Raw genomic sequence first — 25371 nt, 5'->3', positions numbered from 1 at the left:
GTCCAACTGGGCAATTCTTATGCAGGTGTAGGTGGGAGGTGTCGGTGATGACACGCGTGCCCGGTTCCACGATCGGCGTCGTGGGTGGCGGCCAACTCGGCCGGATGCTGGCCGACGCCGCCAGCCCGCTCGGCGTCGACGTGATCGTCCTCGACCCGACGCCGGACTGCCCCGCCTCACAGCCCGCAACCGACCACATCCGCGCCGACTTCGACGACCCCGATGGCGTCCGGGAACTCGCCGCGCGCGCGGACGTGCTCACCTACGAGATCGAACTCGCGGACCCCGACGTGCTCGCCGACGCCGCCGAGGCACACGAGGTGGCGGTCCACCCCTCGCCCGAGACCCTGCGCACGATCCAGGACAAACTCGTGCAGAACCGCGCGCTCGCCGACGCCGGCATCCCCGTGCCGGCGTTCCGCGCGGTCGACGACGCGGCCGACCTGCGCGCGGCCTTCGAGGAGCTCGGCGCGCCGCTGATGTTGAAACGCCGCACCGGCGGGTACGACGGCAGCGGGAACGCCCCCGTGGACTCCGTCGCCGACGCCCGCGCGGAGTTCGGCGGCGACCTCGGCGGGTTCGTCGCCGAGGAACTCGTCGACTTCGAGCGCGAACTCTCGGTCATCGCCGCCCGCGGCGACGCCGAGACGGCCACGTTCCCGGTCGCCGAAAACCTCCACGAGGCGGAGATCCTCCGGGAATCGGTCGTCCCGGCGCGCACCAGCCCAGCCGTCCGCGAGGACGCCACCGGTGTCGCCGCGGACGTGCTCGACGCCCTCGACGGTCGCGGCGTCTTCGGCGTCGAACTCTTCGCCGTCGACGGGCGCGTGCTCGTCAACGAGATCGCACCCCGCCCCCACAACTCCGGCCACTACACCATCGAGGGGTGTCGGACCTCCCAGTTCGAACAGTGCATCCGCGCCGTCCTCGGGCTCCCGCTGGGGGACACGACGCTCCGCGAACCGACCGTCATGGCGAACCTCATCGGCGACCCGGATGTCGATCCACATCCGGCGACGATCGCCGGCGTCCCGGCCGCGTTCCGCGACGCCGGCGTGGCGCTGCACTGGTACGGGAAACGACAGCTCCGCCCGCACCGGAAGATGGCCCACGTCACCGTCAGCGGCGGCGACGACCGCCTGGCGAGAGCGCGCGCCGCCCGCGATGCCGTCTCGTTCACCGACACCCACCACTCATGACAACCGTCTCAGACCTCATCGACCTGTTCGAGACCGAAGCAGCAGCCGACCATCCGCCCGACGAAACGCCCGACGTCGGCGTCATCATGGGCAGCGACAGCGACCTGGACGTGATGGCGGGCGCACACGACGCGCTCACCGACCTCGGGTTCACCGAGCTCACCGACTACGACGACCCGCCGACCGGATACACGTTCGAATCCTGGGTCGTCTCCGCCCACCGGACGCCGACACTCATGGACGCGTACGCGCGCACAGCCGCCGCCCGGGGACTGGACGTCATCATCGCCGGCGCGGGCGGGAAATCAGCCGACCTCCCGAACATGACCGCGTCGCTCGCCTACCCCATTCCGGTCGTTGGGGTGCCCGTCCAGGAGAAATCCGTGCCATCAGTGATCGGCATGCCGACCGGCGCGCCGATCACGGCCGTCGACGCCGGGAAATCCTACAACGCCGGCCTCGCTGCCGCCCAGTTCCTCGCCACCGACGACCCCACGCTCGCCGACCGACTGCGCGACCTCCAGGCCGCCCGCCAGGAGGGGGTCGCCGATGTCTCCGCGCGCCTCCACAGCCAGGGAACCGACAGCCTTCGCAGCCCCCAGAACTAACCGCGCCACCCCGACTGCGGCTAGGGGCCTGAAACTCCGGATAACGCGTTCCTCTGCCCGTAAGGCCATAAATCAACGTTTATGAGTGTGCGGTTCAAACTCCCAGCCGTCACGGAGATAATCCTATGAATCCATGGATCGCCATCGGTATGCTGGCGCTCGTATCCGTTCTCATCCCCGCAGGGATGCTGAGCGTCTCGTCACTGATCCGGCCCAGCGTATCCGAGCAGGGAAAACGAGCCACGTACGAGAGCGCGGAGGTGCCGACCGGGAACGCGCGACTCCAGTTCAACACGCAGTACTACATGGTCGCGTTGCTGTTCCTCGTCTTCGACATCGAAACCGTGCTCATCTTCCCGTGGACCGTCATCTACCGCGACGCGCTCGCGATGGACGGGATCGGCCTAACGAACGTGCTTGCGCCGATGCTCGTCTTCATCGGTATTCTCGTCGTCGGCCTCGCATGGGCCTGGCGCAAGGGCGTCGTGCAGTGGATGCGGACCCCGGCACACGAACAAAGGACCACACATGAGTAGTGACCAACCAAGAGACAGTATCACCGACACGAGTGACCCGTTGACATCGACTCGTGACGCCCGCATGGGGGATGGCGTCGACGATCGATTCAACTCCCGGCTCCGCGAGGCGTTCGGCTCCACGCCGTTCATCCTCACGAAGTTCGACAAGTTCATGAACTGGGTCCGGGGATCGAGCATGTTCATGCTGCAGTTCGGGATCGCCTGTTGCAGCATCGAAATGATGCACACGTACTCGGTCAAACACGACCTCGACCGCTTCCACGCGGGGGTCCCCCGGGCATCCCCGCGGCAGGCTGACGTGATGATCGTGCCCGGCACTATCGTCTCGAAGTTCGCGCCGCGCATGAAGCGCGTCTACGACCAGATGCCCGAGCCGAAGTTCGTCGTGAACATGGGCAACTGTTCGACGTCCGGCGGCCCGTTCCAGGAAGGGTACAACGTCGTCAAGGGCGCCGAGGAAGTCATCCCCGTGGACATCCACATCCCCGGGTGCCCGCCGCGCCCGGAAGCGCTCGTCTACGGCGTCGCGAAGCTCCAGGAACGCATCGCCAACGGCGAATCGTCGCCGGTCACGGTCAAGCCATACGAACTCGAAGAGTTCGGCGACCTCGAACGCGACGAGATCGTCGACAAGCTCGCCGCCGACATCGACGAGGAGTCGCTCGTCATGCGGTACAACTGGGCTGATTCACCATGAGCACACAGCAAGAAGACGACACGCCGGACGTCGACGACGCCGCTCCGGCGACGCCGGCATCCGGCAGTCCCGCAGCGCTCGAGGCGCTCATCGAGGACCACGTCCTCGAACGCGAGGACCACCTCAACGCGCCCGGGTTCGTCATCCGCGCCGACGCCGTCCAGGACGTGCTGTCGACGCTCAAAACGGAGGCCGGGTTCGACCACCTGTCCTGTGTCACCGCCGAAGAGCACGAGGACCGCTTCGAGAGCATCTATCACCTCCGGAAGTACGACGACCCCACACAGGAGGTCTCGATCATCGTGCCCACCAGCCGGGACAACCCCGTCAGCGAGACGGCGGAGCCCGTCTTCCGCACCGCCGACTGGCACGAACGCGAGGCCTACGACCTCGTGGGCGTCGAGTACGACGACCACCCGAACCTCGAACGCATCCTGCTGCCGGACACCTGGCAGGGCCATCCCCTGGGGTTGGACTACAACCAGAACAAACCCCAGATCGTCACCTTCGACGAGCACAAGAACCCACTGGAGGGCCACGAGCAGGCCGCCGATGACTCGGACACGATGTTCCTCAACATCGGCCCACACCACCCCGCAACACACGGTGTGCTCCACGTCGAAACCGTCCTCGACGGCGAGCAGGTCGCGGACGTCAACCCCGACATCGGCTACCTCCACCGCTGCGAGGAGCAGATGGCACAGAAGGGGACGTACCGCCACCAGATCATGCCGTATCCGGACCGCTGGGACTACGGCCCGGGCGGCATCCTGAACGAGTGGGCGTACGCCCGCACCGCCGAAGACCTCGCGGACATCGACGTCCCCGAGTACGCACAGATCCTGCGCACCATGGGCGGCGAGCTGTGCCGCATCGCGTGCCACATGCTCGCGCTGGGGACGTTCTGTCTGGACATCTACGGCGACTTCACCGCCATCTTCATGTACGCGATGCGGGACCGCGAAGTCGTCCAGAACATCCTCGAAGACCTCACGGGCCAGCGGATGATGCTCAACTACCTCCGCCTCGGCGGCGTGGTCTGGGACATCCCCGAGCCCCGCGCGGAGTTCTTCGAGAGCGTCCGGGACTTCCTCGACGAGCTGCCCGAGCGCCTCGACGAGTACAGCGACCTCATCACCAGCAACGAGATCTTCCAGGCGCGAACGGTCAACACCGGTGTTCTCGACTACGAGACCGCCAAAGACTACGGCGTGACCGGCCCGGTGGCTCGCGGCTCCGGCGTCGACTACGACGTTCGCCGCGACGACCCCTACGGCTACTACCCCGAACTCGACTGGGACGTCGTCACCGAGGACGGCGGCGACAACTACTCGCGGCTGCTCGTGCGCATGGAGGAAGTCGAGCAGTCGGCCCGCATCATCGAGCAGTGCGTCGACCTGCTGGAGGGCTGGCCCGAGGACGAACGCGACATCCAAGCCAACGTCCCGCGCACGCTCAAGCCCGAGGCGGGCACCGAGACCTACCGGACCGTCGAGGGCGCCAAAGGCGAGCTCGGCGTCTACATCCGCGCCGACGGCACCGAGAAGCCCGGCCGGTTCAAGATCCGCAGCCCGTGTTTCTCGAACCTCTCCGCGCTCAAGGAGATGTCCACCGGGGAGTACATCCCCGACCTCGTTGCGACCCTCGGCAGCCTCGACGTGATCCTTGGGGAGGTGGACAGATAGATGGCCACGCAGACACCCCTGCCGGACATCATCTCGGACCTCCTCGGTGTCGGCGGGTTCCTCGGGGACGCGGTTTCGATGCTGGTCGCCGCCGCGCTCGTCGGCACCATCATGCTCACGATGACCGCGTTCGCCGGCCCGTGGGCCAAGCGGAAGATCACCGCGGCGTTCACCGACCGCATCTCGGTCAACCGCGTCGGCCCGTGGGGGCTCGGAACGATCGTCGTCGACTCCGTGCGCCTGCTCTCGAAGGAGCTGGTGATCCCGGAGGGCGTCGACCGGCCCGCCTACGACCTCGCACCGATCGTGCTCGCGGGGTCGGCGCTGTTCGCGTTCGCCGTCATCCCGATGGGCAACGGCATCCAGCTTGCCGACCCCGAAGTCGGACTCGTGTTCGTGTTCGCCATCGCGTCGATCGCGAGCCTGGGGCTGATCATGGGCGGTTACGCGTCGAACAACAAGTACAGCCTGCTCGGCGGCCTGCGCGCCGTCGCGCAAAACATCGCGTACGAGATCCCGCTCGTGCTCACTGCGGCGTCAGTCGTGTTGTTCACGGGGACCCTGCAGCTCAGCGAGATCGTCGCCATCCAACAGAACACCACGCTTGCGACCATCGCCGGCGTCCGCATCCCGGCGTGGTTCGCGTTCGTGAACCCGTTCGCGTTCGTGCTGTTCGTCGTGGCGAACCTCGCCGAAGTCGGCCGCAACCCCTTCGACACGCCGGAAGCACCGACCGAGATCGTCGCCGGCTACCAGACGGAGTACTCGTCGGCGTACTTCGTGCTGTTCTACCTCGGCGAGTTCATCCACATCTTCCTGGGCGGTGCGATCATCGCAACGCTGTTCCTCGGCGGCCCTGGCGGGCCGTTCCTGCCCGGGTTCGTCTGGTTCACGATCAAGATCTGGGCCGTGTACTTCTTCACGCAGTGGTGCCGGTCCGCGATCCCACGCGTGCGGATCGACCAGCTCATCGGCATCGGCTGGAAGGGACTGCTCGTGTTGTCGTTCGCGAACCTCGTGCTCACCGCGACTGCACTCGGGGTGACTGGACTATGATAGGCCTCCTCAAATCGATGGCGACGACGATGAAACACGCGCTCAGCGGTGATACGTTCACCGTCGAGTATCCCGAGGAAGCGCCCGAAGTGTCGGCGCGCTTCCGCGGCGTCCACAAGTTCAGCCAGGAACGCTGCATTTGGTGTCGGCAATGCGAGAACGTCTGTCCGAACGACACCATCCAGATCGTGACGGACAACCAGCGCAACGGCGAACAGTACAACCTCCACGTCGGCCAGTGCATCTACTGCCGGCTGTGTGAGGAAGTCTGTCCCGTGGACGCCATCCTGCTCACGGAGAACTTCGAGTTCACCGGGGACACGAAACACGATCTCGTGTTCAACAAAGAGCAGCTGAAAAACGTACCGTGGTACAACGATATCGACCCGGTTGCCTCGCGCGAACCCGACCGCGGCGCCTGGATCGGTGACGGCGAGGGCGAAGTCGACTACCAGTAGACGAGCGTCTCGAAACCTACATAGGGCGCTCTCTCAATCCATCAGGTGACCAAATCAATGCCATACGAGACACTCGCGTTCGCGTTGTTCGCTGCCCTCACGGTAGCGAGCAGCCTCGGTGTCGTTCTCGTGCGGGACGTGTGGCACTCCGCGCTGTTGTTGGGCATCGCGTTGCTCAGCATCGGCGTCCACTACGTGATGCTGCAGGCGCCGTTCCTCATGGCGATGCAGATCCTCGTGTACGTCGGTGGAGTGCTCATCCTCATCACGTTCGCCGTGATGCTCACGAAGAAACAACCGGGGGTGACGTCCTCGTGACGTCGCGCCCGGAGTTCGCGGGCGACCTGAACTTCGGTTCCGGGTTGGCCGCAGTCGCGCTGTTCGCTGTCATGGCCGTCGTGTTCGTCGGTGCGGGCTTCGAGTCGGCGACCGCCGGGTTCCCGGCGGACGTTTCCGTCACGGCGAGCCTCGGCTACGTACTCATGGACCTCAACGGCACGGCGCTGGCGGAGGCGACGCCGGGGTTCCTCGCTGCGTTCGAGATCATCGACGTCGTGTTGGTCGCGGCGCTGGCGGGCGCCGTCTTCCTCGCAAACCGCAGCAGCCAGGGAGGTGACCAGTGATGGTGCCCATGGAGTACTACCTCCTGTTGTCCGCTGCCGTCTTCTGTATCGGCGTCTTCGGCGTGCTGACGCGCCGCAGTGCGTTGCTGTTCCTGATGTCCGTCGAGTTGATGCTGAACGCGGCGGGCATCAACCTCGTGGCGTTCTCGTGGTTCCACGGGAACCTCTCGGGGCAGGCGTTCACGCTGTTCGTGATGGCGCTTGCCGCCGCCGAGGTCGCGGTCGGTCTCGGCATCATCCTGACGCTGTATCGTAACTTCGATGACATCGATGTGACAAACGCGACGACGATGAGGTGGTAAGATGGCAGGTGCATTAGAGTTCATTCCGGCGATTCCGTTGTTGCCGTTCGCGTCGTTCCTCGTTGCCTTGCTTGCGGGCTATTTTGCACCCAAGCTGCTCCCGAAGGGCGGCGCGATTCCGGGTATCGTAGCGACCGCTGGCTCACTGGTGGTCTCGGTGTGGGCGTTCGTCACCGTGAGCCAGGGCGAATACATTGCCGAGTCGATCTACACGTGGGTGGCGGCCCCGAACGCGTTCAGCCTCCACTTCGGCGTGCTCGTTGACCCGCTGGCCGCGATGATGCTCGTCATCGTCTCGCTGGTGGCGTTCCTCGTGCACGTGTTCAGCCTCGGGTATATGAACGACGAGGGCGAGGGCGGACTCCACCGGTATTACGCCGGGCTTGGCCTGTTCACGTTCTCGATGCTCGCGTTCGTCGTCGCGGACAACCTCCTGATGGCGTTCATGTTCTTCGAGCTGGTGGGGCTGTGTTCGTACCTCCTCATCGGCTTCCACTTCCGCCAGCAGGGGCCGCCGAGCGCGGCCAAAAAGGCGTTCCTCGTCACGCGCTTCGGTGACTACTTCTTCCTCATCGGCGTGGTGGCGGTGTTCGCGACGTTCGGCACGGCGCGGTTCGTCGCGACCGGTGAGGGCGCACACGCGTTCCCCCACATGGCCGAGCAGGCGCTCGCCGCGGTGGGCGGCGAGGGCACGATGCCCGCACACGTCGCACACTTCCTCGACGTGGTCGGGATGAGCGCCCAACAGTGGTTCAGCGTCGTTGGGCTGCTGGTTCTGGGCGGCGTCATCGGGAAGTCCGCGCAGTTCCCGCTGCACACCTGGCTGCCCGACGCGATGGAGGGTCCAACGCCGGTTTCGGCGCTCATCCACGCCGCCACGATGGTGGCGGCCGGCGTCTACCTGGTCGCGCGCATGTACGGCTTCTACGCGCTGCTGCCGACCGTGTTGGCGATCATCGCGCTTGTCGGCGGGTTCACCGCGCTGTTCGCCGCGACCATGGGTGTGGTCAAAGACGAACTCAAGCAGGTGTTGGCGTACTCCACCATCAGCCAGTACGGCTACATGATGCTTGGCCTGGGGACCGGCGGATATATCGCCGCCAGCTTCCACCTGCTCACGCACGCGTTCTTCAAGGCGCTGTTGTTCCTTGGGGCGGGATCGGTGATCATCGCCATGCACCACAACGAGAACATGTGGGACATGGGCGGTCTCCGCAAGAAGATGCCGGTCACCTACTACACGTTCCTCTCCGGGAGCCTCGCGCTGGCGGGGATCGTGCCGTTCGCGGGTTTCTGGTCGAAAGACGAGATCCTCTACGAGGCACTCATCTACGGTGCCGGCGACAGTCCGATCCTGCTTGCGGCGTACGCGATGGGGCTGCTCGCGGTGTTTTTCACCGGGTTTTACACCTTCCGTATGGTGGTGCTCACCTTCCACGGTGAGCCCCGCTCCGACACCGCAGAGGACCCACACGGCGTGCGGTGGAACGTCAAATTCCCGCTCGTCGTGTTGGGGGTGCTTGCGGCCACGGTGGGGCTGGTGAACATGACGCCGGTCGCGGAAGCGACGGGCCTCCACATCGAGTTCCTCCACACGTGGCTTGCCGGCCCCGAGGGCACCGCGTTCTCGGCGCTGGGCTACGAACACTACCATCACCTCCTGGAGTCGTTCGCCGGCTACCACGCCGCGGACATCGCGCCGTTCGTTCCCGCGGCGGTCTCGCTGGCGCTCGCGCTCGGCGGTGCCGGCCTCGCGTGGCTGCTGTACAGCGGCCCAGCACCCACCAAGCACACCGAGAAACTCGGCGCAGCGAGAACACTACTGTACAACAACTACTATCAGGACGAATACCAGGTCTGGCTCGCGAAGGGCGTGACGCTGCCCCTGGCTCGCGGCGCGGACACGTTCGACCAGGGCGTCATCGACGGCATCGTCAACGCCGTCAGCAGCATCAGCCTGTTCTCCGGCGGCCGCATTCGCCGCATCCAGGACGGCATCGTCAGCCACTACGCGACGATGCTCACGCTCGGCTTGGTCGCGTTGCTTGTCGTCTTCGGCGTCACAGGGGGGTGGTTTTAGATGATGATAGAAGCGTTACTCGGCGTTACGCTGCTGTCGGCGCTCGTCGTGATGCTTGCCCCGGACCGCATCGCGGGGAAGCTCGCCGCCGGCCTCAGCCTGCTTCCCGTCGTGGGGAGCGTGTGGATGTTCGTACAGTTCGACGGGAGCGGGAACGCCCTGCTTGAGGGCGGCTCGCTCGCGTTCGAGACGATGACACACTGGATCACCATCGGGCCGTACACGCTGAACTGGCACGTCGGCATCGACGGCATCAGCATGCCGCTGGTCGTGTTGTCGACGGTCCTCACCACGCTCGCCATCACGAGCGCGTGGACGCCCATCGACGAGCGCCAAAGCCAGTTCTACGCGTTGATGTTGCTCATGGAGGCCAGCCTCCTGGGCGTGTTCACGGCGCTTGACTTCTTCGTGTGGTTCGTGTTCTGGGAGTTCGTGCTGGTGCCGATGTACTTCCTCATCGGCATCTGGGGCGGCCCCCGGCGGAAGTACGCCGCCATCAAGTTCTTCGTGTACACGAACGTCGCGAGCCTGCTGATGTTCATCGGGTTCATGGCGCTCGTGTTCGGGCTTGACGTCACCACCATGGACATGCCCGCGATCGCGCAAGCGATCCACGCCGGGCAGTTCGGGACGACGTACGGCCTGGGCGCGGAGACGCTGAAGACGGTGGCGTTCTTCGCGATGTTCATCGGGTTCGCGGTGAAGGTGCCGACGGTCCCGCTGCATACGTGGCTGCCCGACGCCCACGTGCAGGCCCCGACGCCGGCGTCGGTGATGCTTGCGGGCGTCCTCCTGAAGATGGGGACGTACGCGTTGCTGCGGTTCAACTTCACGATGATGCCGGGGATCGCACAGCAGTACGCGGTCCCGATCGCCGCGCTGGCGGTGCTCTCAGTGATCTACGGGGCGATGCTCGCGCTCGCACAGCGCGACCTCAAACGCATCGTCGCGTACTCGTCGGTGTCCTCGATGGGGTACGTCATCCTCGGGTTGGTGGCGTACAACTACTACGGGGTCGGCGGCGCGACCTTCCAGATGGTCGCTCACGGCCTCATCTCCGGCCTGATGTTCATGTGTGTCGGTGTCATCTACAACACCGCGCACACGCGCATGGTCGGTGACCTCTCCGGCATCGCGGACAAGATGCCGGTGACCGCAGCGGTGTTCATCGCCGCCGCGTTCGGGTACATGGGCCTGCCGCTGATGGCCGGGTTCGCCGGCGAGCTGTTCATCTTCCTCGGCGGGTTCGGCGCCGACTTCGCGCACGCCCAGCTGTTCACGGCGCTGGCGATGTTCGGCATCGTGATCGTCGCCGGCTACCTGCTGTTCGCGATGCAGCGGGTGTTGTTCGGGCCGTTCGCCGCCGAAACTGACTACGACATCGTGCCGGCGGCGCTCCACGACACCGTGCCGATCGTCGCGTTGCTCCTGTTGGTCATCGTGGCCGGAACCGTCCCGAACGTGTTCTACGGCATGATCCAGGACGCCGTGACGCCGGTGGTGGACGCCGCGGCGTCTGCGAGTGCTGTCGTGGTGTCAACCGGGGGTGTGTTCCTGTGACGGAGCTTCCGCCGTTGACACCGCAGTTCGTGCTGGTCGCAGCGGCACTGCTCGTGTTCGGTGTCGACACGCTGTTGCCGGACCGCGACAACAACACGCTGCTCGCCGGGATCGCGACCGCCGGCACGCTGCTCGCCGCCGGGACGGCTGCGTGGTTCCTGTCGGCGGGCACCGGCGACGCGCAGTTCGTGCAGTTCGACGGCGCGATCATCGTCGACGCGCTGTCGCTGTTCTTCGTGGTCGTCGTCGGCTCGGTCGGCACGCTGGTCGTGATGGCCAGCCACGACTACCTCGACGACGCCGACAGCGTCGCGGAGTTCTACGCGCTGACACTGCTTGCCGCCACCGGAATGACGCTGATGGCAGCCGCCAACAGCCTCGTGACGGTGTTCATCAGCCTCGAACTCGCCAGCCTCCCGTCGTACGTGCTGGTGTCGTATCTGAAACGCGACCGCGGCAGCATCGAAGCCGGGCTGAAATACTTCCTCATCGGCGCGCTGTCGTCGGGGGTCATGCTCTACGGCATCAGCCTCGTGTACGCCGCGACCGGCGTCATGGGGCTGCCCGCGATCGCGGACACGATCACCGCCGGCACCGACTTCGTTGGCGTGCTGGGGCTGGGGATCGTGATGCTGGTCGCCGGGTTCGCGTTCAAGACCGCCTCCGTGCCGTTCCACTTCTGGGCGCCGGAGGCCTACGAGGGCGCGCCCGCGCCGGTGTCGGCGTTCATCTCCTCGGCGTCGAAAGCCGCCGGGTTCGCCGTGCTGTTCCGCGTGTTCACGACCGCGTTCCCCCTGGACGTCATCGCCGGCACGGTCATCGACTGGTCGCTGCTGTTCGCGGCGCTGGCGGTGGTCACGATGACACTCGGGAACTTCGCGGCGGCCACCCAGGAGAACGTCAAGCGGATGTTGGCGTACTCCAGTGTCGGCCACGCGGGCTACGTGCTCATCGGCCTCGCCGCGCTGCAAAGCGGCGGCGGCGCACAGAACTCCCTCGTGTTGGGGGCGTCGATGATGCACCTGCTCGTCTACGGCTTCATGAACACGGGCGCGTTCCTGTTCGTCGCGCTCGCGGAGTACTGGGACGTGGGCCGGACGTTCGAGGATTACAACGGCCTCTCGAAGCGCGCGCCCGTCGCGTGTGTCGCGATGACCGTGTTCATGTTCAGTCTCGCTGGCCTGCCGGTCGGCGCTGGCTTCCTCTCGAAGTACGTCCTGTTCGCGGGCGCGGTCCAGTCCGGGTTCGCATGGCTGGCGGGCATCGCAGCCATCAACAGCGCGCTGTCGCTGTTCTACTACTCGCGGGTCGTGAAGGCGCTGTGGATCGAGGACCCACGCGACGACCTGTCGCTTTCGGGGCAGCCGACGGGCCTCTACGTCGCCGTGCTGGCTGCGGCGGTCGGCACGATCGCGCTCCTGGTGGCGTTCGATCCCGTCGCGCAGACCGCAACGCACGCCGCTGACGTGCTGTTCGCTGGCTGATCCGGAGTTCGCGCGCGGTTCCACAGCGGTACTTTTTAACAGGCTCGTGGGTAAGGCATGGCAACGAATGGTTTCTCGGCTGGTGCTTGGCTGCGGAACGGTCGGGCACGCTGTCATCGGCTCGCTGGCGGACCGACGCGGGGAGTTGTTCGTCTTCGACGGCGACGAGAGCCGCGTGGACAGCCTCCGCAACGAGTCCGTCGCCGCCGAAGTCCGGGACGTCACCGATCCGGCGGCGATCACGCTCCCGGATCGGTCGGTCGACATGGTCGTCGTTGCCGGGGAGCGCGCCGACCGGAACCGGCTGGCCGCGATCGCCGCCGACGCGGCGCATCCCGACGCCGGGCTGGTGGTGTATCTGGGGTTCGACGCGACGCCGAAAGACCGCCACCGGATCGACTCGGTCGCGGATCGCGTCGTCGATCCCGGCGCGGAGCTGCTGTCGCACGCCAACTCGTTGACCGAATCGGGCGCATCACAGCGCCTCCAGGCGCTGCGCCAGACCCTGCAAGGGATCGACGGCCGCCTCGGGGTGTTCATGCACGACAACCCCGACCCCGACGCGATCGCGGCCGCCGTCGGCCTCCAGCGCATCGCCGAGGACGCCGGCGTCGACAGCCAGGCCTGTTACTTCGGGGAGATCTCACACCAGGAAAACCGGGCGTTCGTGAACCTCCTGGAGTTCGACCTGCGGAACGTCGAAACACAGTCCGACGCCGAATTCGACGCGGTGGCGCTGGTCGACCACTCCGGCCCCGGGGTCAACGACCAGCTCGCCCCCGACACCGACGTGGACATCGTCATCGACCACCATCCGCCGACGACCGATGTCGACGCCGGGTTCACCGACATTCGGCCGGACACCGGCGCGACCAGCACGATCCTCGTGGAGTACCTGCGTGGCTACGGGATCGACGTCCGGACCGCGGTGGCGACAGCACTGTTGTACGGCATCCGCGTGGACACCGACGACTTCGCGCGGGAGATCACGCCGCGTGACTTCACGGCCGCCGCGTGGCTGTTGCCCAACGCCGACACCGACGTGCTCGAACGCATCGAAGCCCCGTCACTGAGCGCGGACACGTTCGACACCATCGCCGCCGGAATCCGCAACCGGCAGCTCAATGGGTCCGTGTTGGCGTCCTGCGTGGGGCAGATCACCGCCAGGGATACGCTCGCACAGACCGCCGACCGCCTGTTGGCGATGCGGGGCGTGGCGGTCACGTTCGTCTACGGCTACTTCGACGGCACGATCTACGTCTCCGCGCGGTCGCGCCGAAAGGACCTGGATCTCGGTGCGGTGCTCCGGTCGGCCTTCGACGACCTCGGGTCGGCCGGCGGCCACGCCGACATGGCGGGTGCACAGCTCCCCCTGGGGCTGTTCGACGCCGTCGGTGAGGATGCAGCCACGACGCTCACCGAGATGATCGAGGAGGTGGTCGCGTCGCGGTTCTTCGAGGAGGTCCACGGTGGCACCTCCGGCATCCAACAGGGTGAGTGAGCTATTTCTGCGGCGGCGGCGTAGTCCCTGTATGGACGAGGCTTTAGCGCACGCCAACGGCGAGACGCCGGCCGTCGGGGACTACATGACCAGGGACGTCGCGACCGTGTCCGCAGACGACACGGTCTCGGACGTTGCGGCCCGGATCTCCGAGAGCGATCACAACGGGTTCCCGGTGACCGACGGCCGACACGTCGAAGGGTTCGTCTCCGCGCGCGACCTCCTGTTGGCCGATCCCGACGAACTGCTGTTCAAGGTGATGACCGAGGACCTGGTGGTCGCGCACCCGGAGATGGACGTGACCGACGCCGCACGGGTCATCCTGCGCTCTGGCATCCAGAAACTCCCGGTGGTCGACGACGCGGGCAACCTCGTGGGCATCATCACGAACGCCGACGTGATCCGCTCCCAGATCGAGCGCGCGACCCCCGAGAAAGTCGGCAAGCTCATGCGAACGCTGGAGACGATACACGGCGTTTCGATCACCGAGGAGCGCCGCACGGTCACGATCAGCGACGTCGTTCCGACCCAGGGGAAGGTGTACGCCGACGAACTCGAAGGCCGCCGCTACGAGCTCGAAAACGGGCTGGCGGAGCCACTCGTGGTGATCGACAACGGCAGCACCGGCGACGACGGCAGTCTGCTGTTGGCCGACGGCCACCACCGCGTGATGGCCGCCGAACGCGCCGGCGTCGCGGAGATGGACGCGTACGTCATCGTGTTGGAGCGCGCGGTCGATCTCGGGATGGCGCGGACCGCCCGGACCGAGGGCCTGGACTCCATCGCGGACATCGATGTCGTCGATTACGCGCGCCATCCGCTGGTCGAAACGATCGAACGCCTCCAGTAGGGTCCACGGACTGCTATTACCGCGATCGACCGCTCGACACGCTGGGCGTCAACAACGCAAAAAGCCGCGTACAGGGCAGCCAACTGCTCCAGATCGCAATGGCAGACGGCGTCGCGCTCTGCGGGCTCCCCCTCGGAGAGTTGACCGTGCTCGTGGTGACCGCCCTCGGCTACCTCGCCGCCGGGGACGTGGCGTTCTACTACTGCCAGCGGTGGGCGCGCAGAGACGGCGTCATGGGCCACTACTGACCGGCTGTCCGCCAGTCACGTGCCCACAGTCCCGCTCGGTGCTGCCGCATGGCCACGCCCGACCACCCACTATTCGAACCCGATGCCCACCGGTTCCTTAATGAATCTTCCTGAATGAGTGTGTCACACATGTACGATGACGACGACCTCGCGGACATCCGGGAGGCACGCGACGACTGGACCGAAACCACGCTCGGGCCGGTGCAGGACGCGTACGGCGAGCGCAAAGCCCGGTTTGCGACCGTCTCGAACATGGAAGTCGATCGGCTCTACACGCCCGCCGACGTCGCCGACACCGACTACAACGAGGACCTCGGGTTCCCGGGCGAGTTCCCGTACACGCGCGGCGTCTACCCCACGGGGTACCGGGGTCGGACGTGGACGATGCGCCAGTTCGCCGGCTTCGGCACCGCCGAGGAGACAAACGAGCGCTTCCACTACCTCATCGACAACGGCCAAACCGGGCTGTCGACGGCTTTCGACATGCCGTCGCTCATGGGCCTGGACTCCGATCACCGAATGAGCCTCGGGGAAGTCGGCAAGGAGGGCGTCGCCGTCGACACCCTCCGAGACATGGAGATCCTCTTCGACGGCATCGACCTCGCGGCGGTTTCGACGAGTTTCACCATCAACCCCAGCGCGCCGGTCATCTACGCGATGTACCTAGCGTTGGCCGACCAGCAAGGCGTCCCCCGTGAGGACATCCGTGGCACCCTCCAAAACGACATGCTCAAGGAGTTCATCGCACAGAAAGAGTGGGTTGTGCCGCCCACACCGTCACTGGACCTGGTGACCGATGTCGTCGAGTACTGCGTCGCCGAAACGCCGAACTTCCACCCGATCTCGGTGTCGGGCTACCACATCCGCGAGGCCGGCTCGACCGCGGTCCAGGAGCTGGCGTTCACGCTCGCCGACGGGTTCGCGTACGTCGAGGACGCCATCGACCGTGGGTTGGATGTCGACGCGTTCGCGCCACAGCTCTCGTTTTTCTTCAACTCCCACAACGCCATCTTCGAGGAGGTCGCGAAGTTCCGGGCGGCCCGCCGGATCTACGCGACCCTCATGGACGACTGGTACGGGGCCGAGGCCGACGCCGCAACGCAACTGAAGTTCCACACCCAGACCGCCGGGCAGAGCCTCACCGCCCAACAGCCCAAGAACAACATCGCCCGCGTCACGCTCCAGGCGCTGGCCGCGGTGCTCGGCGGGAGCCAGAGCATTCACACGAACTCCTTCGACGAAGCACTCGCGTTGCCCAGCGAGGAGGCGGTGCGGGTCGCGTTGCGGACCCAACAGATCATCGCCGAGGAGTCGGGCGCGGCGGACATCGTTGACCCACTGGGTGGCAGCTTCGCCGTGGAGTCGCTCACGAACGAGATCGAGGCCGAGGCGATGGCGTACCTCACCGAGATCAAGGAGCTGGGCGACGGCAGCGTCCGCGACGGCGTGCTGGCCGGCATCGCGGACGGCTACTTCCACCGCGAGATCCAGGAGTCCGCCTACGAGTACCAGTCCCGTGTCGACGACGGCGAGGAAACCGTCGTGGGCGTCAACGAACACGAGATGGACGCCGACACCAGCCCGGACACGCTTCACGTCGACGCGGAGGCCACTCGGGACCGGCAGCTCGGCCGCCTCAGCGACGTCAAGGCCGAGCGCGACGACGACGCCGTCGAGGCCACGCTGGCCGAGCTTCGGGCCGGAATCCGCGCGGACGAGAACACCATCCCGTACATCGTGGCCGCGGTCAAGGCGTACGCCACCATGGGCGAGATCATGGCCGTGTTCAAAGACGAGTTCGGCGGCTACCAGGAGACGGCCGCCGCCGCGTGACCACTCAGAGGTAGGCCGCGTCCCACCGGGTCTCCCGGCGCTCGTTCCCACAGTTGTTGCATGCCACTCGCCCCATCGTGTTCATCGCGGTGTCGGCGTGCTCGCAGGCCGCACAGTAAAACCCGTATTTCGTCTCCCGATCCGCGTCCCGGTACGCCGCGTAAAACGGCGCGTCAGAGCCGCGCTCGCGTTCGTCCAGCGCCACCCAGAGGTCGCCGACCGTGGTCTCGCGCCGTTCGGTCATCGCGGCCGTGCTCGCGGCCGCCGGGAGCTTGACGTACAGGTGCTCGGTGTGGGTGTCGTCGCGGATCGCCAGCTCCCGGGTGCCGCTCCGCGCGTAGCCGTGTGCCTGATAGAAGTCGTTGCCGGGTTCGTTGGCCGCGAGCACCCGCCCCTCGATCCGGCTCGCGCCGTGTTCCAGCAGGTGTGTTTCGGTGTCACTGAGCAGGCTGCCGCCGACCCCGTCACCCCGGGCGTCCGGGTGGACGTGCAGCCACTGGATCGCCGCCACGTCCCCGTCGCGCTCGCTCTCCGAGAACCCGACCACCGCGTCGTCCCGTTCAGCGACCAGATACTGCACGGCGTCGGTGTCCAGGCGGTCGGCCAGGCGGTCGCTGTCGTACCACTCGGTGGCCGCGGTGTGCACGATGTCGTCGCCCAACGGATCGGCGTACGACGCCTCCAAGGACGCGTTTGCGACCGCACGAACGGCGTCGCCGTCGGCGTGGGTTGCCTCCCGAACTATCATGATCGTTTGTTCGGATGCCACGCATATATACGTGCCTGCTACCCGTCGCCGTGGTCACTCGCGGTTCGACACCAAGATGATCGCCGCCAACCCGACCCCCAACAGCGCACCCACGGCACAAACCCCGAACACGGCGAGGTTCAACGGGGTCAACTCGAAGACGATCGGGCCGAGGCTTCCGTACTCCGGGGACGGCCCGGTCGCGAGCGGGCCGGCCGCGCCACCGTTGCCGTACACGATCACGCCCAGCACGTAGCCGAAGACGCCGGCCGTCCCCATCGCGCCGGCGTACATCCACAACACGATGCGACGCCCACTGCTCTCGGTGTCACTCACGGCCGGTCGTTGGTGGCGCAGTGAGTAGCCTTTTGCGGTGTCACGCCCAACGCAGCGCCATGGAAGACAAAGTCGTATTGTTGCTGTTGTTCGGCGGGATCGCAGTCCTCATGTTCATCACCGGGTTCGTGCTGGTACTCGCCTGACAGCTCCGTCGCTGGGCGTACGCCGCCCGAACCCGCAGAAAACGTCGCTGACGGCGGCTACGACTCGGTGTCGCTGTCCGCGGCCGGCTGCCCGCCGTCAGTCACCGCGTCCGCCTCGGATTGCGCTTCGTCACCGCCGTCGGGGAGCACGGTCGTCTCCTCTTTCGCACGGAACCACGCCCAGTCGTTGGTGAACTGGTCGGTCTCCTCTAGGTCCCATGGGTCAGTGGAGTCGACGCGTGGCCCCTCACGCCACGAGGTCGCCATGTTGAACAGCCAGATCAGCGTCGACACCCCGATCAGGAACGCCCCCACTGTTGCGAGCCGGTGTGCGGTCGCGAACTGCGGGATGTACGTCGCGTACCGCCGTGGCATCCCGCCGTAGCCGAGCCACAACATCGCCAGGAACGTCGCGTTGGAGCCGACGAGCGCCGTCCAGAAGTGCGCGTGCGCCAGGCGCTTCTGGTACATCCGGCCCGTGACCATCGGGAACCAGTAGTACGACGCCGCGAACAGCGCGAACCCGATCGCACCGTAGACGATGAAGTGGAAGTGACCGACCACGTAGTAGGTGTCGTGCAGGATGAGGTCGATCGGAATGACCGCGAGGAACACGCCGGTCACACCGCCGATGATGAAGTTCTGCACGAACCCGATGCAGAACAGCATCGGCGCGGTCAGGCGCAGTTTCCCGTTCCACATCGTGGTGATCCAGTTGAACACCTTCACCGCCGACGGGATCGAAATCGCCAGCGACACCGCCATGAAACTCGACCGAATCCGCGGGTCGATGCCCGTCGTGAACATGTGGTGGGCCCACACCCCGAAACTCAGCACGCCGATCGCCAGCGTCGAGTAGACGACGAACTTGAACCCGAACAGCTTCCGCCCCGAGAACTTCGGCAGGATCAGCGACACGATCCCCATCGGCGGCAACACGAGCACGTACACTTCGGGATGGCCGAAGAACCAGAAGAGGTGCTGCCAGAAGATCGGATCCCCGCCGGCGACCGTGAAGAACGTCGTTCCGAAGTTCCGGTCGAGCAGCAGCATGATGAGGGCGCTGCCGAACAGCGGGAACGCGAACAGGATCAGTCCGGACTGGGTGAGCATCGTCCACGAGAAGATGTCCAGATCCGGCCATCCGACGTCCTCACCGCGCTCGGTGAAGATTGTCGCGATGAAGTTGATCGCACCCATCGTCGCGGACACGCCGGTGAGGTGCAGCCCCAGCATCATCATGTCCACCGCGGGACTCGACATCTGGAGCGACAGCGGCGTGTACATCGTCCACGACGTCTGTGCGGTGGCGATCCCCGGGATCAGGAACCCGGACCAGATGAGGATCGCGCCCGGCGGCAGCAGCCAGAACGCGATCGCGTTGATGCGCGGGAACGCCATGTCGTCGGCGTCGATCAACAGCGGGATGAAGTAGTTCCCGAAGGCCGCGATCATCGGCGTCCCGAACAGGAACAACATCGTGATCCCGTGACTCGTCAACAGCCCGTTGTACAGCGACGGGCTGATCAGCGTCTCACTGCTCGTCGCAAGCTCAGTCCGCATCAGGAGCACCGACACCCCGCCCCATGCGAACGCGATGGTGCCGTAGACGCCGTACAGGATCCCGATGTCCTTGTGATCGACCGTCGTGAACCAGCGGATAATGCCCCCAGGCTTCTCCTCGTGCGTGTAGCCGGTGCGCTCCCCGAGCCCACCGCCCACGTCGCTGAGGGGCGTGTACGACCGCCAGTCCTCGAGTCGCGCGAGGACAGCGACCACGCCGACGAGCAACACGCCCATCAGCACAGTGAGTGTAATCGATGACGCTGCTGTAGCCATGCCTCCTAGTCAGGATTCGACGGTAAAGAAAGCTTAGGATTGTCCACGGAAATGTCGGCGCGACCACGCCACCAAGTCAGCGGTCGACACGAGACTGTGCGGCGTCGCCGCGCGGCGGGCGGTGCCTACGTCTCCGGGCCTTCGATGGCCTTGGCGGCGAAGTACGTCAGCACCGCGAGCGCGGTGAAAATCCAGCCGATGAGCACGAACTGGATGATGCGTTTCAGCGTGAGCCCACCGTCCCACGGGTTCAACACCATGAAGACCACGAAGAAGAACCCGAGAATCGCCAGGGGAACGAGGTTCACCGTGATGTCCAGGATGGTATCCCGGTCGAAGAGTCGCGCTGACATTGGTGTGTAGTGAGTGTGGCTGACTGATATACGTTGCTAGTTCAGAGCCGCTGGGTTTCGTAGAGGAACGCCACCGCAGACGCCGCCCAGACGAGCACACTCGTGCCGAGCATCGCGATCCCGCGGGTGGTGGCGGTCGTCCCCGTGTAGATGACCGCCCCGAGCACGGCGAACAGCACGCCGACGGCGACGCCCGGCCGCCAGAGGGTGTCGGCGAACGCCGACTCGCGAGTGATCCCGACCACACAGGCGGCGAACAACAGCATGCCACTGACCGCGACCGGGGTCAACCCCTCGAACACGAGTCCGACCTCGGTGACGACGATCCCGATCACGAGCGGGATCGGCCACGGGCTGGCTCGCGTGTACTGGTCGCTGAGCCCCGGCTCAGTTCGTTCAGCCATGCACACGCCTTGGGGTGACAGCATTAGAAACCCACCGGTTCACGCCGTCGTCCTGGGACACCAGCCACACGTTCGCCTCGGACGCGCTGGCTGGCCGCCGCAGTTGGATGGGTTTTTAATACTCGCTCCGTAACCCCGTTGTATGAGCGTAGCGGACGACTCGACCGACGACCACGGCCACCACCTGCCGGCCGTGGAGGACTGGCCGAAGGGCTTTGGGGAGGCCAGCTGGTGGCCCTTCATCACTGCCATTGGCGCTGCGGGCTTCTACATCGGCGCCGCACTCTACGTGCTTGGCCGCGGCGAGAGCGCACTCGTGGGTCCGATGGTGGGGCCGGGCGTGTTCATCGCAAGCACGTTCGCCTTCCTTGCCGGGCTCTACGGCTGGGTGTACCACGCCTTCGTGGCCGCCTACTGGAGCAACGACGGCGGCGGCAGCACCGCACTCCGGTGGGGGATGATCGGGTTCCTGGGCTCCGAGATCGCGACGTTCGGTGCCGGGTTCGCGTACTACTTCTTCATCCGCGCGGGCACCCAGTGGAGCACCGCGGCCAGCGCCATTCCGGACGGGTTCCTGGGCTCCCTGGTCGTTGTGAACACCGCCATCCTCGTGGTGTCGAGTTTCACCCTCCACTTCGCACACGTCGCGCTCCGGAAGGGCAACCGGTCTCGGTTCCTGGCGCTGTTGGTGTCCACGCTCGTCCTGGGTGTCGTCTTCATCGGCGGCCAGGTCTACGAGTACTACGAGTTCATCGCCCACGAGGGGTTCACGCTCTCCGGCGGCCTCTTCGAGAGCGCGTTCTTCGGGCTCACTGGCCTACACGGACTGCACGTCACGATGGGCGCGGTGCTCATTGGCATCATCATGGTCCGCGGGCTTCGGGGGCAGTACTCCGCTGACCGCCACACGTCGGTGAGCACGGTGTCGATGTACTGGCACTTCGTCGACATCGTCTGGATCTTCCTGGTCGTCGTGCTGTACGCCGGGTCGGTCGCCTAACCACGGCGAACCCGCTGGTCTTTTTCGCTGGCGTTGCGAACGCCGCCGTATGACTGTTGATCCCGCGGCGCTCCAGCGCCAGGTGTCGGCACCGGTCGTCCACCGCGAGACGTGCCCGAGCACGAACGACATCGCGCGCGCCGAAGCGCGGGCAGGGGCCACCGACGGCACGTTCGTGATCGCGGACGAACAGACGGCGGGCCGCGGGCGCACCGGCAACGCCTGGGCGAGCCCGCCCGGTGGCGTCTGGTCGAGCACCGTCGTTCGCGCCGACATCGCAGCCAGCCACGTGGGACGACTCACGCTTGCCGGCGGGCTGGCCGCCGCCGACACCGCCGCGTCGTTCGGCGTCGACGCCCGGCTGAAGTGGCCCAACGACGTGGTGGTCGCGGCCGCCGACGGCAGCGACCAGTCGAAGCTGTGTGGCGTGCTCACTGAGGCGGTCATCGACGAAGTCCCTGTCGCCGGCAAGCCCGTCGGGAGTGTGCTTCCGGAGACCGACCCTGCGAACGCCGACATGTCGTTTGCGGTGCTCGGCATCGGCGTGAACGCGGCGCTTGACCCCGACTCGCTCGGTGACCTCGACCGCGCCGTGACGACGCTCCGAGCGGAGCGTGGCGCTGTCGATCCGACGGCCGTGGCGGCGACGCTGCACGAGCACCTCCGAACGTGGGTGTCGCGCGTCCAAACAGCGGGCGGGATGGACGACGCCGTCGCCGCGGTCCGCGAACGCAGCGCGACGCTGGGCAAGCGGGTGCGCGTGACCCGCTTCGACGACGACCCAGTCACCGGCACTGCCGTGGCGATCGACGACCGTGGCGCGCTCGTCGTGGAGCGACCCGACGGAGCGCGCGTGCACGTAACAGAAGGAGTGTGTCAGCGACTGCGGCGCGCGTAGTCAGGCGCCGACGGAGACGTTCTCCGGGTCGTTGATGTACGCGTCGTACGTGTCGCGGTCGACGACGTGGATCTTGCTGAGCATCTTCGAGTGGCCCGCGCCACAGAACTCAGCGCAGTACAGCTGGTAAGTGCCCTCATCGAGGTCGTTCGTGACGAGGTGGTTCTGCTGGCCGGGCAGCGCGTCCATTTTCAGCCCCAGCTCCGGCGCGTGGAACGCGTGGATGACGTCGTTGGATTCGGTTTGTATGGTGACCTCCGTGTCCGCCGGTAACACCAGCGGCTGGTTGCCAACCACCGTGTCGTTGCCGGCACCCGAACTCATCGAGACGTTCGACCCCGCGTAGTCGTAGTTCCAGTACCACTGAACGCCCTCGACGGTGACGGTGGCGCTGTCCTCGTTGGCCATCGCGGCCTGGACGTCGTCCCCGGAGGACAACAAGTACGGTGTCCCCATTGCACTGTAGGCCGACACGCCGACGAACAGCAGGACGACCGCGGTCGCGACTGTCCACGTGATTTCGAGCCGGCGGTTCTCCTTGGTCGGTTTCGCCTCGTCGGCGTTCCGGAACTTCCAGACGGTGTATACGAGGATCCCCTCAACGAGCAGCGTGATCGTGATGGCGGCGGCAACCAGCTGGCTGTTGAGATTGCGGATGAGCTCCTCGGTCGCCGACTGGTACCCGGACGACGCGGCAGCCGGGTCCACGAACGCCACGAGGACCGCGATGCCAGCGACGAGAACAGGTACAAGCCGCTTCCCTCTCATACTGACTGACGGTAGGGAGTGGCTCCATAAATAGGTGCTGAATGGGGGGCGCTGCGAGTCGGATAGGCTAAGTGTCCCGACCCGTAAGCTCCGGCTGAGAACCGCAGTGAGCAGAAACACCGCCACCCAGTTCGTCGCCGTGCTCGCCGCCGCCGCGATGGGCGTGTACTCGCTGCTCGTGCTCGGCGCAACCACCTCGCTGACGGGGGCCGCGAGCGCGTGCCAGACGTGGCCGTCCTGCAACGGGCAGTGGTTCGCACTGCAGTCGCTTGACCTGGTCGTCGTCTGGGGCCACCGGACCGCCGCCGCGCTCACCGGGCTCGCCGTGGTCGGCGCGGCCGTGCTCGCGTGGCGCACTGGGGCGTCCCGGCGCGTCCGCACGGCGGTCACGCTCGCGCTCGCACTCTACCCCGTCCAGGTCGTCATCGGCGCGTACACAGCCATGTCCGCGGGCGCTGCGCCGTTCACCGGCGTGCATCTGACGCTCGGCGTGGGGATCTTCGCGTCGCTCGTCGTGGCCCTCGCCTGGACGCTTGACGCGCAGACCGGCGACCTCCCGTCCGCGGAGTGGGAGGGCGAACCCCGTCACACCGACGACGGCGACCCCACCCAGCCGGGCATCGTCCGCGCGTACGTGCAGCTCATGAAGCCGCGGCTGATGTGGCTGCTGTGTCTGGTCGCCGGTGCCGGCATGGCGCTCGCCAGCAGCCAACTCGGGGCCGGCCAGCAGCTCTCGGCGGCCACCGTCGTGCTGACGCTCGGCGGTGGCGTCCTCTCGATCGGCGCGTCGGGAACGTTCAACCACGTCCTGGAGCGCGAGCAGGACGAGAAGATGGCGCGAACCGACGACCGGCCGGTGGTCACGGACCGCATCCCACCCCGGAACGCGCTGGCGTTCGGCGTCGTGTTGGGGGTGGCCTCACTGGCCGCATTCGCGGCCGTGAACCTCCTGACGGCCGTGCTCGGGCTCACCGCCATCGCGTTCTACTCGATCGTGTACACGCTCGTGTTGAAACCCAACACCAGGCAGAGCACGGTCATCGGCGGTGCCGCGGGCGCGCTGCCCGCGCTCATCGGCTGGGTCGCCGTCACCGGCGCGGTGGGGGTCGGCGGCGTCGTGCTCGCGGGCGTCATCTTCCTGTGGACGCCGGCGCACTTCTACAACCTCGCGCTCGCGTACAAGGACGACTACGAGCGCGGCGGGTTCCCGCTGATGCCGGTCGTCGAGGGCGAGGCGAAGACCCGCCGCCACATCGTCTACTACATCGGCGCGACGCTGGCGTCCGCCGTCGTGCTCGCAGAACTCACCGGGCTCGGCCCGCTGTACGCCGCAACCACCGTGTTGCTCGGGGCCGTGTTCCTCTACTTCGCGATCCGGCTGCACCGCGAGCGCGACCGCCGCGCCGCGATGCGGTCGTTCCACGCGTCGAACGCCTACCTCGGCTGTCTGCTGGTCGCTGTCGTGCTCGACACGATGGTGGTCTGAATGCCCACACGGACCGTCTCGACCAGTGTGGTCCGCCCGAGCCGGGAGACACTGCTCACGTGGGCGGCCGTCCTGAACGGCGAGCTCGTCGCTGTCCTGCTGTATTTTGCACTGACCACGGCGACCCCGACCGACACGGTCGCGATCGTGTACCCGTTCGTCTGGATCAACGTCGCCGTGTGGGCGGTCCGCCGCGTGGGCGTGCCGTCCGTGGCGTCCCGCCGCCAGGCAGCGGTTGCGGCCGGCGTGGGCGTCGGCTACTTCCTGTTGCTCGGCGGCGTCGGCGGGCTGTACATGCTCCAGGGGGCGGGGTTGGGTGCGCGCGTGGCGTGGCTGTCCCCCGGCTGGGGGCCGGCGCTGGTGTACAGCGGCACCGCGGTGACGGTGAGCCTGATCCCGTTCAAGCTCGTCGGCTACGCGACGCTGGCGTACCTCGTCGCCGCCGCCGTCGCCGACGCCGCCCGCACGGGGGTTGCGGGTCTCGTGGGGCTGGCGTCCTGTGTGAGCTGCGCGTGGCCGGTCCTCGGAACGCTCCTCGCGGGCCTGTTCGGGAGCACGTCGGCCGCCGTGACGATCGCGGAGTCCGACCCATACGGGGTCTCTACGGTCGTGTTCGTGTCGTCCGTGGTCGTGTTGCTGTGGCGTCCGTCCTGGTGACTTCCACACTCAT

At 66.5% G+C, this 25371-nt stretch carries 28 protein-coding genes; 22 read left to right on the top strand and 6 right to left on the bottom strand.

Annotated features, from left to right (window positions below; genetic code table 11):
• Positions 1-44: 44 nt before the first annotated feature.
• From APQ99_RS05815 to APQ99_RS05735, 17 genes are all read left to right on the top strand, one after another.
• The gene (locus APQ99_RS05815) at positions 45-1199 is read left to right on the top strand and encodes a 5-(carboxyamino)imidazole ribonucleotide synthase (RefSeq protein WP_012289199.1); all 1155 of its coding nucleotides are present in this window, start codon (positions 45-47) and stop codon (positions 1197-1199) included.
• A complete protein-coding gene (purE, locus tag APQ99_RS05810) occupies positions 1196-1807 on the top strand; it encodes a 5-(carboxyamino)imidazole ribonucleotide mutase (protein ID WP_010902432.1) in 612 nt (203 codons plus the stop codon). Before APQ99_RS05815 ends, purE begins: the two co-directional genes overlap by 4 nt.
• A gap of 125 nt (positions 1808-1932) precedes the next feature.
• Positions 1933-2343, top strand: a complete 411-nt coding sequence (locus tag APQ99_RS05805; RefSeq protein WP_010902433.1) for an NADH-quinone oxidoreductase subunit A — start codon at positions 1933-1935, stop codon at positions 2341-2343.
• Complete coding sequence (locus APQ99_RS05800; RefSeq protein ID WP_010902434.1) at positions 2336-3043, top strand: NADH-quinone oxidoreductase subunit B; 708 nt, start codon at positions 2336-2338, stop codon at positions 3041-3043. The genes APQ99_RS05805 and APQ99_RS05800 overlap by 8 nt, the downstream gene beginning before the upstream one ends.
• Positions 3040-4728: an NADH-quinone oxidoreductase subunit D gene (locus APQ99_RS05795; RefSeq protein ID WP_010902435.1), complete on the top strand. Its 1689-nt coding sequence runs from the start codon at positions 3040-3042 to the stop codon at positions 4726-4728. Before APQ99_RS05800 ends, APQ99_RS05795 begins: the two co-directional genes overlap by 4 nt.
• Positions 4729-5784 (top strand): complex I subunit 1/NuoH family protein, encoded by a 1056-nt coding sequence (locus APQ99_RS05790; protein ID WP_012289200.1) that lies wholly within the window; start codon positions 4729-4731, stop codon positions 5782-5784.
• Complete coding sequence (locus tag APQ99_RS05785) at positions 5781-6242, top strand: NuoI/complex I 23 kDa subunit family protein (RefSeq protein ID WP_010902437.1); 462 nt, start codon at positions 5781-5783, stop codon at positions 6240-6242. The genes APQ99_RS05790 and APQ99_RS05785 overlap by 4 nt, the downstream gene beginning before the upstream one ends.
• A 57-nt stretch (positions 6243-6299) precedes the next feature.
• Complete coding sequence (locus tag APQ99_RS05780; RefSeq protein WP_010902438.1) at positions 6300-6560, top strand: NADH-quinone oxidoreductase subunit J; 261 nt, start codon at positions 6300-6302, stop codon at positions 6558-6560.
• Positions 6557-6865, top strand: coding sequence for an NADH-quinone oxidoreductase subunit J (locus APQ99_RS05775; RefSeq protein WP_012289202.1), 309 nt, complete (start codon positions 6557-6559; stop codon positions 6863-6865). The genes APQ99_RS05780 and APQ99_RS05775 overlap by 4 nt, the downstream gene beginning before the upstream one ends.
• Positions 6865-7167, top strand: coding sequence for an NADH-quinone oxidoreductase subunit NuoK (gene nuoK, locus APQ99_RS05770; RefSeq protein ID WP_010902440.1), 303 nt, complete (start codon positions 6865-6867; stop codon positions 7165-7167). Before APQ99_RS05775 ends, nuoK begins: the two co-directional genes overlap by 1 nt.
• Position 7168: 1 nt before the next feature.
• On the top strand, positions 7169-9247 hold the full coding sequence (nuoL, locus tag APQ99_RS05765) for an NADH-quinone oxidoreductase subunit L (RefSeq protein WP_010902441.1): 2079 nt from the start codon (positions 7169-7171) through the stop codon (positions 9245-9247).
• A complete protein-coding gene (locus APQ99_RS05760; protein ID WP_010902442.1) occupies positions 9248-10807 on the top strand; it encodes a complex I subunit 4 family protein in 1560 nt (519 codons plus the stop codon). It begins immediately after the preceding gene.
• Positions 10804-12291 carry an NADH-quinone oxidoreductase subunit N gene (locus APQ99_RS05755; RefSeq protein WP_012289203.1) on the top strand — a complete coding sequence of 496 codons (1488 nt, stop codon included), beginning with the start codon at positions 10804-10806 and terminating at the stop codon, positions 12289-12291. The genes APQ99_RS05760 and APQ99_RS05755 overlap by 4 nt, the downstream gene beginning before the upstream one ends.
• Positions 12292-12358: 67 nt before the next feature.
• Positions 12359-13792, top strand: coding sequence for a DHH family phosphoesterase (locus tag APQ99_RS05750; RefSeq protein WP_010902444.1), 1434 nt, complete (start codon positions 12359-12361; stop codon positions 13790-13792).
• A gap of 31 nt (positions 13793-13823) precedes the next feature.
• On the top strand, positions 13824-14642 hold the full coding sequence (locus APQ99_RS05745; RefSeq protein ID WP_010902445.1) for a CBS pair associated ParBc domain-containing protein: 819 nt from the start codon (positions 13824-13826) through the stop codon (positions 14640-14642).
• Positions 14643-14740: 98 nt separating this feature from the next.
• A complete protein-coding gene (locus APQ99_RS05740; protein ID WP_010902446.1) occupies positions 14741-14890 on the top strand; it encodes a hypothetical protein in 150 nt (49 codons plus the stop codon).
• Between the two features lie 129 nt (positions 14891-15019).
• On the top strand, positions 15020-16723 hold the full coding sequence (locus APQ99_RS05735) for a methylmalonyl-CoA mutase family protein (RefSeq protein ID WP_012289204.1): 1704 nt from the start codon (positions 15020-15022) through the stop codon (positions 16721-16723).
• Positions 16724-16727: 4 nt separating this feature from the next.
• Here the strand turns inward: APQ99_RS05735 and APQ99_RS05730 are convergent, their stop codons facing one another.
• Together APQ99_RS05730 and APQ99_RS05725 are read right to left on the bottom strand one after the other, a co-directional pair.
• Positions 16728-17471, bottom strand: coding sequence for a GNAT family N-acetyltransferase (locus tag APQ99_RS05730; protein WP_010902448.1), 744 nt, complete (start codon positions 17469-17471; stop codon positions 16728-16730).
• Positions 17472-17525: 54 nt separating this feature from the next.
• A complete protein-coding gene (locus APQ99_RS05725; RefSeq protein ID WP_012289205.1) occupies positions 17526-17807 on the bottom strand; it encodes a DUF7520 family protein in 282 nt (93 codons plus the stop codon).
• Between the two features lie 20 nt (positions 17808-17827).
• Here APQ99_RS05725 and APQ99_RS12935 point away from each other — a divergent pair, with 20 nt between their 5' ends.
• Complete coding sequence (locus tag APQ99_RS12935) at positions 17828-17953, top strand: hypothetical protein (RefSeq protein WP_012289206.1); 126 nt, start codon at positions 17828-17830, stop codon at positions 17951-17953.
• 57 nt (positions 17954-18010) lie between these two features.
• On the opposite strand, the gene ctaD is transcribed toward APQ99_RS12935, so the two are convergent.
• The 3 genes from ctaD to APQ99_RS05710 form a co-directional block, all read right to left on the bottom strand.
• Entirely contained in the window at positions 18011-19792 is a 1782-nt protein-coding gene (gene ctaD / locus APQ99_RS05720; protein ID WP_010902450.1) for a cytochrome c oxidase subunit I, read from the bottom strand.
• Between the two features lie 125 nt (positions 19793-19917).
• Positions 19918-20145: a DUF6684 family protein gene (locus tag APQ99_RS05715; RefSeq protein WP_010902451.1), complete on the bottom strand. Its 228-nt coding sequence runs from the start codon at positions 20143-20145 to the stop codon at positions 19918-19920.
• A 41-nt stretch (positions 20146-20186) separates the two neighbouring features.
• Positions 20187-20549: a DUF7541 family protein gene (locus APQ99_RS05710; protein ID WP_070807656.1), complete on the bottom strand. Its 363-nt coding sequence runs from the start codon at positions 20547-20549 to the stop codon at positions 20187-20189.
• 142 nt (positions 20550-20691) lie between these two features.
• On the opposite strand from APQ99_RS05710, the gene APQ99_RS05705 reads away from it, so the two are divergent.
• Positions 20692-21549: a cytochrome c oxidase subunit 3 gene (locus APQ99_RS05705; RefSeq protein WP_010902453.1), complete on the top strand. Its 858-nt coding sequence runs from the start codon at positions 20692-20694 to the stop codon at positions 21547-21549.
• 49 nt (positions 21550-21598) lie between these two features.
• Positions 21599-22447 carry a biotin--[acetyl-CoA-carboxylase] ligase gene (locus tag APQ99_RS05700; RefSeq protein WP_010902454.1) on the top strand — a complete coding sequence of 283 codons (849 nt, stop codon included), beginning with the start codon at positions 21599-21601 and terminating at the stop codon, positions 22445-22447.
• On the opposite strand, the gene coxB is transcribed toward APQ99_RS05700, so the two are convergent.
• A complete protein-coding gene (gene coxB / locus APQ99_RS05695) occupies positions 22448-23215 on the bottom strand; it encodes a cytochrome c oxidase subunit II (RefSeq protein ID WP_010902455.1) in 768 nt (255 codons plus the stop codon).
• A gap of 157 nt (positions 23216-23372) precedes the next feature.
• Here coxB and cyoE point away from each other — a divergent pair, with 157 nt between their 5' ends.
• Together cyoE and APQ99_RS05685 are read left to right on the top strand one after the other, a co-directional pair.
• The gene (gene cyoE / locus APQ99_RS05690; RefSeq protein ID WP_010902456.1) at positions 23373-24701 is read left to right on the top strand and encodes a heme o synthase; all 1329 of its coding nucleotides are present in this window, start codon (positions 23373-23375) and stop codon (positions 24699-24701) included.
• Positions 24702-25358, top strand: coding sequence for a DUF7546 family protein (locus APQ99_RS05685; protein WP_010902457.1), 657 nt, complete (start codon positions 24702-24704; stop codon positions 25356-25358).
• Positions 25359-25371: the final 13 nt, after the last annotated feature.

The organism is Halobacterium salinarum DSM 3754 (genome assembly GCF_008124605.1).
GTDB lineage: Archaea > Halobacteriota > Halobacteria > Halobacteriales > Halobacteriaceae > Halobacterium > Halobacterium salinarum.
Note: the sequence above shows the minus strand (reverse complement) of the source record. Positions and strands in the feature narration are given on the sequence as shown.